Annotated in this window: 13 protein-coding genes; 3 read left to right on the top strand and 10 right to left on the bottom strand. The window is 36.4% G+C overall.

The genetic code is table 11. From position 1 onward, the window contains the following. Positions 1-439: 439 nt before the first annotated feature. Positions 440-754 (bottom strand): helix-turn-helix domain-containing protein, encoded by a 315-nt coding sequence (locus G4D63_RS16305; protein WP_163180746.1) that lies wholly within the window; start codon positions 752-754, stop codon positions 440-442. Between the two features lie 389 nt (positions 755-1143). On the opposite strand from G4D63_RS16305, the gene G4D63_RS16300 reads away from it, so the two are divergent. Continuing rightward, on the top strand, positions 1144-1320 hold the full coding sequence (locus tag G4D63_RS16300) for an anti-repressor SinI family protein (RefSeq protein ID WP_163180745.1): 177 nt from the start codon (positions 1144-1146) through the stop codon (positions 1318-1320). Positions 1321-1427: 107 nt separating this feature from the next. On the opposite strand, the gene G4D63_RS16295 is transcribed toward G4D63_RS16300, so the two are convergent. Further along, positions 1428-2534 carry a D-TA family PLP-dependent enzyme gene (locus G4D63_RS16295; RefSeq protein WP_163180744.1) on the bottom strand — a complete coding sequence of 369 codons (1107 nt, stop codon included), beginning with the start codon at positions 2532-2534 and terminating at the stop codon, positions 1428-1430. A 165-nt stretch (positions 2535-2699) separates the two neighbouring features. After that, entirely contained in the window at positions 2700-4184 is a 1485-nt protein-coding gene (locus tag G4D63_RS16290) for an alanine/glycine:cation symporter family protein (RefSeq protein ID WP_163180743.1), read from the bottom strand. Between the two features lie 316 nt (positions 4185-4500). Between G4D63_RS16290 and G4D63_RS16285 the strand changes: the two genes are divergently transcribed. Next, positions 4501-4998: a hypothetical protein gene (locus G4D63_RS16285; protein ID WP_163180742.1), complete on the top strand. Its 498-nt coding sequence runs from the start codon at positions 4501-4503 to the stop codon at positions 4996-4998. Positions 4999-5040: 42 nt separating this feature from the next. Here the strand turns inward: G4D63_RS16285 and G4D63_RS16280 are convergent, their stop codons facing one another. The 6 genes from G4D63_RS16280 to G4D63_RS16255 all read right to left on the bottom strand — a co-directional run bounded on the left by G4D63_RS16280 (position 5041) and on the right by G4D63_RS16255 (position 12040). Further along, the gene (locus G4D63_RS16280; RefSeq protein WP_163180741.1) at positions 5041-6873 is read right to left on the bottom strand and encodes an ABC transporter ATP-binding protein; all 1833 of its coding nucleotides are present in this window, start codon (positions 6871-6873) and stop codon (positions 5041-5043) included. Further along, entirely contained in the window at positions 6866-8596 is a 1731-nt protein-coding gene (locus tag G4D63_RS16275; protein ID WP_163180740.1) for an ABC transporter ATP-binding protein, read from the bottom strand. The genes G4D63_RS16280 and G4D63_RS16275 overlap by 8 nt, the downstream gene beginning before the upstream one ends. A 185-nt stretch (positions 8597-8781) precedes the next feature. Continuing rightward, on the bottom strand, positions 8782-9978 hold the full coding sequence (locus G4D63_RS16270) for an MFS transporter (protein WP_163180739.1): 1197 nt from the start codon (positions 9976-9978) through the stop codon (positions 8782-8784). 303 nt (positions 9979-10281) lie between these two features. Next, positions 10282-11583, bottom strand: a complete 1302-nt coding sequence (locus tag G4D63_RS22300; RefSeq protein ID WP_338023995.1) for an ATP-binding protein — start codon at positions 11581-11583, stop codon at positions 10282-10284. 33 nt (positions 11584-11616) lie between these two features. Beyond that, positions 11617-11817 carry a hypothetical protein gene (locus G4D63_RS16260; protein ID WP_163180737.1) on the bottom strand — a complete coding sequence of 67 codons (201 nt, stop codon included), beginning with the start codon at positions 11815-11817 and terminating at the stop codon, positions 11617-11619. A 79-nt stretch (positions 11818-11896) separates the two neighbouring features. Further along, positions 11897-12040 carry a hypothetical protein gene (locus tag G4D63_RS16255; RefSeq protein WP_163180736.1) on the bottom strand — a complete coding sequence of 48 codons (144 nt, stop codon included), beginning with the start codon at positions 12038-12040 and terminating at the stop codon, positions 11897-11899. Between the two features lie 343 nt (positions 12041-12383). On the opposite strand from G4D63_RS16255, the gene G4D63_RS16250 reads away from it, so the two are divergent. Continuing rightward, positions 12384-12626 (top strand): hypothetical protein, encoded by a 243-nt coding sequence (locus G4D63_RS16250; protein WP_163180735.1) that lies wholly within the window; start codon positions 12384-12386, stop codon positions 12624-12626. 52 nt (positions 12627-12678) lie between these two features. Here the strand turns inward: G4D63_RS16250 and qoxD are convergent, their stop codons facing one another. Beyond that, positions 12679-12981: a cytochrome aa3 quinol oxidase subunit IV gene (qoxD, locus tag G4D63_RS16245; RefSeq protein ID WP_163180866.1), complete on the bottom strand. Its 303-nt coding sequence runs from the start codon at positions 12979-12981 to the stop codon at positions 12679-12681. Positions 12982-12983 lie beyond the last annotated feature (2 nt).

The following is a 12983-nucleotide window of genomic DNA, read 5'->3' as shown; positions in this document are numbered from 1 at the left end:
AAGAGGTTGGATAGTAGGAGATGCATGCATATTCTATGTGTGGGTTAACGAGGATTCTACCTATCTCACAATTTAAATATAAGTTAAAAATCGAAGCTTTCTTTTTTTCTGCTTCAGTTGCTCCTTATATAGGGGTATGACCTTCTGTATCTTTGTAACTTCTGGCTTCCTCAGCTTTAAATGAGTTATATCCTTATAACAAGAAGGACAAATCCATTTACCAAACTCACTACTACTATAGGAGGCTCTTATGCAACGATCACATGTTTTTTTGTACATATAACCAATCTCCTTTGAATAAAATAAACCATCCTACCCTAATGTTGAAATGAGGACAAGTCTAGTAATACATATGCTAATTACTATTCTTATAGAAGTAGAAAGAAGACATTCTTTATAAAGAACAACTGTAGCAAAAAAAATATGTATAGAAAATCTATTACTTTAGGATTTCAATAAGCTGACGCAGTTTTGCTTTATCAATCTGTGATTGACTCATTTCTAAGGCTAAATCAATAATTTCCTTATCTATTGATAAAAGATCACGGTCGGTTTTGTTTTCCCAAGATATTAAAGAATGGACCTCAATTTTAAGAGCAGCAGCAAGCTTTTCTATTACTTCAATACTAGGGTTATTTTGTTTGCCTCTCTCAATAAAGCTTAAGTAGGATTTTGATACACCAGATACATTTGCGAGCTCCGTTAAGCTCATCCCTCTTTTTAAACGCAACTCCTTAATAATCTTCCCATCCATTAGTCTACTTCTCCTTTTCCTCTAAGTAAAATCCCCCTTACTTATGCTTATGTGAAATATTGATAGAATCACCGAATTTGTTCTTTACTAAGAACACCTAATTTTAGTATACTGTTCCTATAAAGAAAAGTAAAGCAAGTAGAATAATTAAGTAAAATAGACTCATAATTAACTTTCTATATAATTGAATTACTATGAAAAAAGTATGATAAATAAAATTTTTTTACCGACAATTTTTAACACATTTTTCCAAAAATGTTAAATATAATATGAATATTGAACTAACCATTAAAATGAACATTCATTAAAGATGATGATGTGAGGTATCAGACCCCTTATGATCTGATTAACTTTGCAGCTAGTCTAACTAGTTTTAGGAGGTCAATAAAATGAATTCAGTAGAAAAGCTGCAAAGTCATTTTTTATTAGGGGAAGAATTGGACCAAGAGTGGGTTGAATTAGTGCTAGAAGCCATTCAGTTAGGTTTAACTAAGGAAGAGATAAGAGAATTTTTAACGAATCCGAACAGCATCATTCATCCCCCTCCCATCGCAAAGTCTGTGTAACGTAAGTATGAAAATAAAAGACGATATATAATGAACAGAGAATTAGGCACTTCAAAACTTACTCCAAATACGGGTGACCCAAGTCACCCGCTATTTATTTTATAATGTTACTTAACTCTCCCTCTTGCATCTACCTTCCAATGATCAATGACAAGTCCGTCCTCATGAACTACATATTCATTAAACATATTAGCTACCGTACATGCATGATTTGGGATAATCTGCACAACATCGTTTACTTGAAGTTTAGGGGATTGCAGGAACACTCCCACCCCGTGCTCTTCTGATAAACGCTCTAGGGTAATCTCTTCATGCCCTTGAATTAAACCATAGCCCTTCACCGTTTCATTTCCGTGAGCACCTTTATCTAAACAAAGTGATTTACTTCCTGTATCAAACACGATTCGATCTTGGTATACACCAACCACAGATGCTAACAGTGTAAGTGCACATCTTTCTAACGTTGTGACACCTAAGCCAACTTGAATGGCATCAAAGAATACTGCATTTCCAGGTCTAATTTCAGTAATACCCTTTACCGCTCCTGCCTGTTTATATGTTGGTGTTGAACCCACACTTCTAACTGCAATGGGAATACCCGCCTTCTCACACTCACTTGCACTATCAACCACAGCCTTCCCTTCATCTACACCAATCTTATGGATATCTTCTATAGATTTAGCCGCATATGAGTGACCCGCATGAGTGAAGATCCCACCAAGCTTTAATTGCTTTTTCATCATAATCTTTTCTGCTAATTTAAGTGCATGGGGTCCTGGTTCTACACCACAACGATTTAAACCTGAGTTTACCTTTATCCATACTTCTAATTCCAATGATGTATGTTGAAGTACATCGTTTAATAACTGCAGTTGAACTTCTTGATCGACCGCTACCTTCACCCGTATTCCCTTTTTAAGTAACTGTATTATTCTATTAATTTTCTGAGGACTTGCAATAGGGTAGGCCACTAAAATATCCTTTATTCCACCCTCAGCCATTACCTCTGCTTCACCTATTTTTGCAACAGTAATTCCAACTGCTCCTGCATTTAGCTGCAGCTCAGCAATCTTAATAGATTTGTGAGTTTTAATATGTGGTCGAACTGCAACTCCTATCTCGTTTGCAAACGAAGATACTTCAGAAATATTTTGAATTACTTTTTTATAATCTAGTAAAAGTGTAGGTGTATCTAAGTCTTGAACTTTGATCATGAGATTTCCCTCCATTATTGAAAAATACAAGAACCTGATAGGGCCAAAGGTACGAAATGGTGTTATTTTGAGAAAAGGCTCTGTACATGGTTCATTAACACAGTCTATGAAAAGAGAAAACAAGCCCTGTTATACAAGGCTTGTCATATATACTGTATTCTATTTCTATACGTCTAATGATTTACCCTTTTTTGAAGGTTTTGAATCGTCTGGCTCATATTTAAAGTCTGTAACCCAATAGTCTGCGTTCTTGATTCCGAGTTTTTCTGGATTAAAGACAGGATCTACGCCTGCTTTTCTTTGCATCTCATAATCTTTAAACACTTTTAATGCTGGCTTTGCAAGAATTAAAATAGCAATCATATTTAACCATACCATTAGACCGAGCCCAACATCACCTAGCGCCCAGGCTAAGTCGGCTTCCTCCACTGCTCCGTAGTAGGTCGCAGCAAGTAATGCAATTTTTAAAATCAACATCGCTGGCTTTCCAAATCTTCCTCTAGTTAAATAAGCAATATTGGTCTCAGCAATATAGTAGTAAGCCATGATGGTTGTAAAAGCAAAGAAAAATAATGCTACTGCTACAAATGCTGCCCCAAACCCAGGCAAAACAGATTCAATTGCATTTTGCGTGTATTCTGCTCCGGCTGGAACATTTTGTAGATTATTTACAATGAATGTTCCATCAGGTGCTTGTGTATTGTACATTCCAGTAAATAAAATCATAAATGCCGTTGCTGAACATACAAGAAGGGTATCAATATAAACAGAAGCAGCTTGCACTAAGCCTTGCTTTGCAGGGTGAGATACCTCTGCCGCTGCCGCTGCATGGGGCCCAGTTCCTTGACCCGCTTCATTCGAGTAGATTCCACGTTTAACTCCCCATGCAATCGCCATCCCGATTATTCCACCAAATGCTGAATCTAATGCAAATGCACTTCTGAAAATTAATCCTAAAACTGCAGGTAGCTCGCTTATATTCATAGCAATAATGATTAGAGATAGGATAATGTATCCAATTGCCATGAAAGGAACAATGTAAGACGCGGCTTTTGCAATACGTTTTACACCACCAAAAATAATAAGAGCTAATAAAGCAATGATAATAATAGCTGTAACATTTGTTTCAATTCCAAACGCATTCTCAACTGCCACTGCGATCGAGTTTGATTGAATTCCTGGCATTAGTAATCCTACTGCCAAAAGAGCAGATAAAGCGAAAATTACAGCGTACCATTTCCAGCCAATACCTTTTTCGATATAATAAGCTGGTCCCCCTCGATATTCTCCGTCTTGCTTTGTTTTGTAGACTTGAGCAAGAGTTGATTCGATGAATGCACTTGAAGCCCCGATAAAGGCAATTGCCCACATCCAAAATACAGCTCCAGGACCACCAAAAGCAATCGCAGTTGCAGTTCCCGCAATATTACCAGTACCTACACGACCTGATAGTGATAAAGCTAAAGCCTGAAATGAAGAAACTCCCGCATCAGAGCTTTTACCTTTAAACATTAATGAAAACATTTCTTTAATATAACGAACCTGTAAAAACCTAGTTAATATAGAAAATAATAGTCCAACTGCTAAACAACCATAGATCATCGGTGAACTCCATAGTATTCCTACCAGCCAATTAATAAACTCAGTCATAGTAACCTCCGATTTTTCAGAATTTTATAACATTACAAAAAAAATTATAATCTATAAATACCCATTGGACAATACAAAATTTCCCACTAATTACTATTTATTTTTCTTCAATAACAGAATATTTCTCTCTTCTTTGAATAGGTTATTACATCGTTAAATCAGTTATGACAATCAATATCCTTTCTAATTAGAAGCCCTTAAATTAACATAAATACCAAACTATTACTAAAATTTATCATTATCTTTGCTGTTTTCGGGAATAGTGAAAAGATAGAACCCTTTGTTTTTAAGAGTAAGGAGTAAAGGAGAGAGTAGTATGGAAGAAGACAAAGTGTATGTTCCCGTTACTGTTGGAATCAAGAAAGTAATGATTACCGTCTATGGTTTAGTAATATTGGCTGGTACGTTTATCAACATAATGAATCATGATGGATTACAAAAATGGCTATCACTAATTGGCTTTAGTAGTCTCTATATTATTGCGTGTGCCATCATCTATGCAGCTATTAAAAGTCAGCGAATTATCTTAACTAAAAAAGGTTTTATTTTAAAGCAGCTTGGTATGACTCGTCATTCCATAAGCTATTCGGATATATATGAAGTTAAAAAAGGTAAAATGAGTGGTTCACCGATTATGAAAATTGAGGCTAATCATAAAGGTAATAAAAAAACATATCCTGTCCCCTTTCTTCCTTTCGAAAAGGATTGGAATGAAATTCTTGATCACCTTGAAAGTGGGTGTCGAAGAAAAGTAATAGGTGAGATGACCTTAAAAAGAGAACCAGGTGAGCTCAGAACCTGGGTCAATTACTAAAAAAGCTAGCCCCTCTTAAAGTGAGGGGCTAGCTTTTTTGATTTATACTGCATCATCTTCAACCTTACTATGATACATTTCATAATAAAATCCATGAGAATTTAGAAGCTCTTCATGTGTACCTTTTTCAATGATTTTGCCTTCCTTTAATACCAGGATGATATCAGCATTTTGAATCGTATTGAGTCTATGGGCAATAACAAAGCTTGTTCTTCCTTCCATCAATCTTTGTAATGCCTCTTGTATTTTCATTTCCGTAATCGTATCAATACTACTTGTGGCTTCATCTAAAATAAGAATGGTTGGATCCGCAAGAATCGCTCTAGCAATCGATAATAGCTGACGTTGTCCTTGGCTGATTCCACTACCATCTTGTTTTAATTTCATCATATACTGATTTGGTAACTTCTTAATAAATGAATGAGCATTAGCTAGCTTGGCAGCCTCAATGACTTCCTCATCAGTAGCATCTAATCTGCCATACCTAATGTTTTCTAGCACTGTACCTTCAAATAGAAAAGAATCTTGTAACACAAACCCCATATGTTTACGTAAGTTAGATCGCTTAATACTCGAAATCTCGTTTCCATCAATGAGGATCATTCCTTGATCTAGCTCATAGAACCTTGATAAGAGATTAATTACTGTTGTTTTTCCAGCACCCGTTGGTCCCACTAACGCAACTGATTGCCCTGGTTGGACGTGGAATGTTAATCCACTAACCGTATCTTCCCCTTTTTCATAAGAGAAGCTCGCATTCTTAAACTCAACTTCTCCATTTACTGTACTAAGCTCACCTGCGTTCTGTTCATCATTCTCTTCTTCCTCATGATCTAAAATTTCAAAAACACGCTCTGCTCCAGCTACCGCTGAAAGTAAGGTGTTAAACTGGTTAGCTAAATCATTTAATGGGCGTGTAAATTGCCTAGAATATTCTGCAAAGATCACAATCGCACCAATTGAGATCATCCCATTCAAAGCAAAAATTCCACCGACCCCGGCTATAATTGCAAAGCTAAGGTTATTAAGGACGTTCATTACCTTTGGGATAAAACCAGTAAAGGTTTGCGCCCAGAATGCAGACCCCTTTAAGCGCTCACTTTTCTCAATAAATTCTGCCATTACCTTTTCCTCACGAGAAAACGTCTTAACTATGCGTTGACCAGATACTGTTTCCTCAATGTAGCCATTTAGATTGCCTAGGTTCTTTTGGGTTTCCTTAAATAAGCTTCCTGTTCTGTTTGTAATCCAGCGAATTCCTAAAAACATGGCTGGAATTATGGTAAGAGTGATTAGCGTTAACAAAGGACTTAAGTAAATCATCACCGAGATTGTTCCAACTAATGTTAGAACACTTGAAAAGATTTGAATAACGGAACTATTTAATGTAGAGCTCACATTTTCTATATCATTTGTAATACGGCTCATTAATTCTCCGTGCTGTCGCTTATCAAAGAAGGGAATAGGTAAACGATGTAAGTGGCGAAACAGTTGATTCCTCATTCTCTCCACCGTTTTTTGTGCAATTCCAATCATCCAAACATTTTGGAGCCATAAGGAGATGGAAAAAAAGATATAAACACATATCAAACTGACTAATAAGGTAATAAATCCATTAGGATCTCGATTTACAATATAATCATCAATTGCTACTCCAATGAGGAAAGGCCCCAATAATCCTAGACCAGAGCTAATTACCACCATAATTAGCACGAGTGAGAGCAGTCCCTTTTGTTCAGAGAGGTATCTCCATATCCGCTTAATTGTTCCTCCCCAATTTTTTGCCCGTGGCTTTTTTTTGGAAGGTGTTGTTTGCTGATCTTGATTAAGGGCGATCTTCTTGTACTTAAATGGCTTAGTCAACTCCTTAAACATGGCTTCTTACCTCCTCTCCATATTGAGAGACATAGATTTTTTTATAAAGTGATGATTTCTTCAGAAGCTCTTCATGACTTCCTTCTGCTAATAATCTCCCATCCTCAAGAAGAAGAATTTTGTCAGCATCAAGTGCCGTACTAATTTTCTGGGTAATGATTAATGTCGTACAAGTATAGTCCTTAATTGCTTTTAATAGATTTGCTTCAGTCTTTAAATCAAGGGCACTCGTACTATCATCCAGTAAAAGAATCCTAGGTCTTCTAATAAGAGCTCGAGCAATTGACAACCTTTGCTTTTGTCCTCCTGATAGGTTAACACCCTTTTGCCCAACAACTGTCTCATATTTTTTAGGGAGTTTATCAATCGTTTGATGAATTCGAGCATCCTTAGCTGCTTGAATGACTTCATCGATTGTAGGGTTATCCTTTCCCCATTCAATATTCTCTCTCACACTTCCTGTAAACAAGAGTGCTTCCTGCGGTACATATCCTATTTGTTTTCGAACGCTTTCCATCTTCATGGAGGCTACATCCTGCCCATCTAGCAAAACCCTGCCCGCTGTTACATCATATAACCTAGGAATGAGCTGAAATAATGAGGATTTACCAGACCCTGTAGCACCTAAAATAGCTACCGTTTCTCCAGGATTGATTGTAAAAGTTAAATCCTCTAACACTGTTTCTGTCGTCCCAGGATAGTTGAAAGATACATGTTGAAATTCTATCTTTCCAGCACTTACTTTCGCCTCTTTATTTACTTCTTCAGCATCAGTTAAATCAATCTCCGTATCCAACACTTCAACAATTCGATCAGCTGAAGCTCTTGCTCTAGAAAAGGCCATAACAATCCAGGAGAAAACGGATAGTGCCGATGTGATTCTCATTGCATAGTGAACAATCGCAACCACTTCCCCTACCTGAGCTCCACCGTTATTTACATCAAAGCTTCCGAACCACAAAATGGCGATTACGCTAGCATTCATTAATAGTAGGAGCAGCGGCATCGTCGTTTCCATTAACCGGAGAGCAGAAACTGTCTTTTCTCGTAATTCTTCGTTTGCCTTTGTAAAACGTTTTACCTCATGAGTTCTTCTCATAAAAGCTTTAATGAGTCGCATACCAACCAAATTCTCACGCATGACACCATTAACTTTATCTAGTCTTCCTTGTACATGGCTAAATAACGCACCACCTTTATTCATTACCCAAAGTAAAAAGAAGAAAAGGACTGGTACAGTAATAACTAAAAATAAAGCTAGTTTTACATTAACCACTAGCGCCATAATGACTCCACCAATAATTAAAAGAGGTGCACGAAGCATAATTCGCAAGCCCATAAAAATGGTGTTTTGAAGCTGCGTCACATCATTTGTCATTCTCGTAATGAGTGATGATGTTGGAAAGGCATTAAAATTGGCAAATGAAAAGGATTGAGTTTTCTCAAACAAGCTTCGTCTTATATCAAATCCATAGCTCTGACTAACATGTGCGGCATAAAAGGAATTCGTAATACCCGCTAAAAATGCCAATAAAGACATCCCAACCATTATACTTCCCCAGGTGATCACTACACCGAGGTCCTCTTTTATAATTCCATCATCTATAATCTTTGCCATTAATAATGGATGAAGTAATTCTACAAATAGCTCCGTTAACATTAAAATAAGTGCAATTACTACTTGAACGCGATAAGGTTTTAAGAAAGATAAAGCTTTTACCATCACTAAGCCTCCAAACATGGTGTAGAAAATCTTTAGATAAACGAAATAAGTCTAGTTATCTATAATAATACCTCTTTTATTTTGCATTTCAAATAAAGAAACTGAACATTCTTAATTCAGTACAATTATTGGTTGGTCTTCACTTTCAAATAAAAGGAGCATCTTTTATAAGATACTCCTCAATACTATGAAACAGCTTGGTGTTCTCTAAGTCTTTTATTCCGACCTTCTAACAAGGTTAGGGCAACTGTAAATAGTAGAAAGATACTTGAAATTTGAAATAAGGTGGCAATTTCTAAAAATTGAGCTAACACTCCAAACACTAGTCCACTCAATCCAATACCAAGATCAATCGATGAATAAAACATTCCGTTTGCCACACCTCTTCGGTTTGTTGGTGTGATGGATAACGTCCATGATTGAAGTGTCGGAAGTAGTGAACCAAATCCGAGTCCAAACAATACACCCGCGATGACAATGAGTAAATTTGAATGTGCAAAGGATAGTACCCACATTCCGATAAAGGTAATCATAGTACATAATAAAACTAATCCCTTAGGTCCTCGCTCATCAAACCATTTACCAGCAAATGGTCTAGCAAGTGAAGCCATGATCGCATTAGATAAATAAAATAAGAAGATTTGGTCAATACCTCTTTCTTCTCCAAAAATAACAATAAAGGTAATGATCGATCCATATCCAAAAGTGGCCATAATCGTGATAAAGGCAGGATACCACCCTGACTTTTCTACCAATGATCCTAAATAGGTAAAGGTAAGATCGCTTTTTTTTGTGTTTTTTACAGCTTCAGGTGTGGAGTAATTAACGATGGTTAACAAGACAACAGCAATTACCCCTAGAATGCCAGATATGTAGATGAGGTTATCGAAGGTTGTAACCTGATATAGATAAATGCCTAAACTTGGTGCTATAATCATCCCCAATGTCACGGAAAGTCCAAAATACCCCATTCCTTCGCCCAGCCTTGAATTAGGTACTACATCAACTGCTGCTGTACCGTTCACAGTTGTTGACCATCCCCATGCCAACCCATGTAGAAAACGGAACGCAAGAAAGACCACCACAATTTGTGAAAGTGGATAGGTAAAAGTTATAGCTAATAAAGACACAGCACCAACAATAACCAGAGACTTTCTTTTTCTATATTCCAGCATATAGCCAATAAACGGCCGGCTCAGAATAGCCCCTATTGAAAACAAACTGGTAACCAAGCCAATTTCAAAACCCGACGCCCCAATTGACTTTATATATGGAGGCAGAGTGGGAATTAGCATTTGAAAGGACATAAATATAAATAAGTTTCCAAGCATAAGCAAAATAAAGGATTTACTCCATAATGCTTCCTTCACTTTTTGCTCCATCCAACTCCCCCTATAATAAAAACATGTTACTAAATTAATATTTCGTCTCTCTAAATAATAACACAAGAAGAGTGGGTATGACATTTTAAAAATTTCATTCAATGCCCACTAGTTTATATTATATTGAGCTAACCTGATCGTTTATAATCTAGTTTTTAATGATTATGATTTATCCTCTTGGTTTTGTATTAAGGATTGTTCCGTTCCATTGCGCTCCAGACACTTGTTTTCCGGGGGAGGAAGTCGAGCCTCCCTCCAAGTATACCTGCTTCTTTAAAAGGTCAATTCAAAAAAGCCAACTGTTTAGTTGGCTAAGGCTTTTGCTTTATACATTGGGATCTTGATTTCAAACGTGGTCCCCTTGGTAGGAGCACTTTTCACATTAATACTTCCATGATGATTTTGAATAATATTGAAGCTTACCATTAGCCCTAAGCCCGTACCTTCCTCTTTTGTAGAGTAAAATGGTTGGCCTAATTCAGCAATTTTATCTTCTGGAATACCTTCTCCATTATCTTTTACGTAGATTACTACATTTGACCCTTCTTCAAGAAGATCTATTTCAATTTGTCCTCCACTAGCAAGAGCTTCGATTGCATTTTTAATCAAGTTAATAAATACTTGCTTGATTTGGTTAGAATCTCCTTTAATGAATAATCCTTCTGTTCGTTTCGTAAAAGCTATCTCAACATTTGTTAAAAGAGCTTGTGTATTTAATATCGAGATGACTTCATCTAATATAGACGCAATTTCAAATGGAGCATGCATCACGTCTTGAGGCTTTGCAAGAAGAAGTAATTCACTGACAATTAATTCGATTCGTTCTAACTCACTAGACATAATCTTGATGTAAGCATCTTTTTGATATCCTGCATCAATCATCTGCAGAAACCCCTTTATAGCAGTTAGCGGATTTCTAATTTCATGTGCGATTCCTGCTGCTAGCTGCCCCGCAAGTGAGAGCTTTTCTGATTTTAAAATAATTTCTTCTGATTGCTTTTGCTCCGTTATATCCTTAAAGGTCACGACTGTTCCAACTATATTAGCTGAATCATAGATTGCCTTAGTTGTATACTCGACTGGAATAAGTTGCTGATTTTTCTTTTTAAAATAACCATCTTTTCTCGTTCTAGTCACTCCATCTTTAACCGTTTCACCAAATACAGCTGCAACCTTCTCATCCTCTATAAGAAACTCTTGACTAGCAGACCTACCTACTAGCTTCTCACCTTCTTCATAGTCTAATATGCTTAACGTGGAAGGATTACAAAATGTAATTTCTCCTTCAACATTCAAACCGAATACTCCTTCTGAAAGAGAACTAAGTACTAACTCACTTTGGTGGAATAATTTCTCAAAATCAATCATTGCTTGGGAATGGTCCTGTTCTAGATCGATGACATAGGTAAGAAATGCAGCCATTGTTTGAAGAAGCTTTGCATCCTCCTCTGAAAACGAATAGGTTTCTGAATCAAAGCAGCAAAGGTTACCAAAAAGCTTACCATTCGCATGGAAAATAGGTACACCCAAAAAGCTCTTTATATCTAGTTCTTTGGTGATATCCATCTCTCTTGCAATTTCATGATTAACAATATTATGTATGATAAGGGGTTCACGACCACTTTTAAATAATAAGTGTCAATATGCTTCAGTTACTGGAATTAACGTACCTGCGCTAGCTAGCTCAATATGACGATTTAAAACTGTAATAAAATAACTTTCTGTTTCGGAAATACTTGTTATACAGAATGTATTCACATTTATAAGTTTACTCACTAATTTTAGTATGTTTTGTCCTGCAATCTCCAGATCCTTAGTTATAGCATTCCTAGAATTCATCATCAGTCCCCTTTATTGTGTTAATATAATAGACTATTCAATAAGTTTAAGTTTACCACTCCTACCATTATCTCTCTATCTATTTTTCTTTAAACATCACTTTAGATAGATCCCATTTTCGATGTAGCGATTGCGCCCATTCATTTGAAAATAAGAAATACTCTTTATAATGCTTCATCCTTTGGAATGCCACGCTAAGGAACCAAAGCTTATCATCTGCCATTTTTAAGTTTCCATATAATTGCGTGAGTCTGCATACTTATTGCGTGACTTCCTACATATTTGTGTAAGTCCGTAGTTTTACGCGTGAATAAAATATAATTGCGTAAATACACGCAAAGTCTAATCAATAACAATACTGAAAAATTCAACTCCTTTATATCAGCACTGATCGTAGTGGGGAACACAGATGCCTGCGGATTATCCGACTTCCGTACCAGCCGTCTATTAATGTTCCCACTATTTTCGGGTAGCCTTGAAAAAACATTAAAAATGGCAAAAATGTGAACGAAAAAGTTTGACAAATTTGTGAACGAAATTAAAATAGAAGTAAGGGGATGATTTAAATGAACGAAAAACAAATGAAGACATTAACATTTGGCAGAAAAATGACAGCCTTAGGGCTTTTTGCGGGCTTTATTGTAGTTGTAATAGGATTATTTGTAAGCGGTCCCACCCAAGATAACTACACTTTGTTTATTGGACTAAGTATGATGGTTACCTCTATGCTCCTATTTGGATTCGGTCTTTTCCTAATGCTCTTACAGGAAGTAACTCACCATAACTCAATCACAAAAATTAATCATTAATTTAAAATATGTATAGACAAAAACTCCGACCAAATGGCCGGAGTTTTTATTACTAATGAGCTGCGTGCCCTGATGTAAGAACCCAAATCGATCCTACTATAATAACCACTGCACAAAAGACTCCATAAGCAATATTAATGATTTGTGTTTTATTATCTTCTCCTTCATTTACGTGCATGAACATGAATAACTGTAAACCCGCTTGAACGACAGCTAGTGTTCCAATAATCCACATAACGACGGTGAACGATAATGATGTTTTTAATGCAACCCATGCTGCAACGAAGGTTAGTACTAATGACATCACAAATCCAAAAACGTGACTTAGTGGGAAACCATTCGCATTCTTATCCATCT

It is taken from the genome of Bacillus mesophilus, assembly GCF_011008845.1.
GTDB classification, from domain to species: Bacteria; Bacillota; Bacilli; order Bacillales; family SA4; genus Bacillus_BS; species Bacillus_BS mesophilus.
Note: the sequence above shows the minus strand (reverse complement) of the source record. Positions and strands in the feature narration are given on the sequence as shown.

Coding starts and splice junctions, on each gene's coding strand:
- G4D63_RS16255 (WP_163180736.1), bottom strand. CDS start 12,040: ATGGCAGATGATAAGCTTTGGTTCCTTAGCGTGGCATTCCAAAGGATG.
- G4D63_RS16280 (WP_163180741.1), bottom strand. CDS start 6,873: ATGTTTAAGGAGTTGACTAAGCCATTTAAGTACAAGAAGATCGCCCTT.
- G4D63_RS16270 (WP_163180739.1), bottom strand. CDS start 9,978: ATGGAGCAAAAAGTGAAGGAAGCATTATGGAGTAAATCCTTTATTTTG.
- G4D63_RS16275 (WP_163180740.1), bottom strand. CDS start 8,596: ATGGTAAAAGCTTTATCTTTCTTAAAACCTTATCGCGTTCAAGTAGTA.
- G4D63_RS16290 (WP_163180743.1), bottom strand. CDS start 4,184: ATGACTGAGTTTATTAATTGGCTGGTAGGAATACTATGGAGTTCACCG.
- G4D63_RS16285 (WP_163180742.1), top strand. CDS start 4,501: ATGGAAGAAGACAAAGTGTATGTTCCCGTTACTGTTGGAATCAAGAAA.
- G4D63_RS16260 (WP_163180737.1), bottom strand. CDS start 11,817: ATGAATTCTAGGAATGCTATAACTAAGGATCTGGAGATTGCAGGACAA.
- qoxD (WP_163180866.1), bottom strand. CDS start 12,981: ATGGATAAGAATGCGAATGGTTTCCCACTAAGTCACGTTTTTGGATTT.
- G4D63_RS16300 (WP_163180745.1), top strand. CDS start 1,144: ATGAATTCAGTAGAAAAGCTGCAAAGTCATTTTTTATTAGGGGAAGAA.
- G4D63_RS16295 (WP_163180744.1), bottom strand. CDS start 2,534: ATGATCAAAGTTCAAGACTTAGATACACCTACACTTTTACTAGATTAT.
- G4D63_RS16250 (WP_163180735.1), top strand. CDS start 12,384: ATGAACGAAAAACAAATGAAGACATTAACATTTGGCAGAAAAATGACA.
- G4D63_RS16305 (WP_163180746.1), bottom strand. CDS start 754: ATGGATGGGAAGATTATTAAGGAGTTGCGTTTAAAAAGAGGGATGAGC.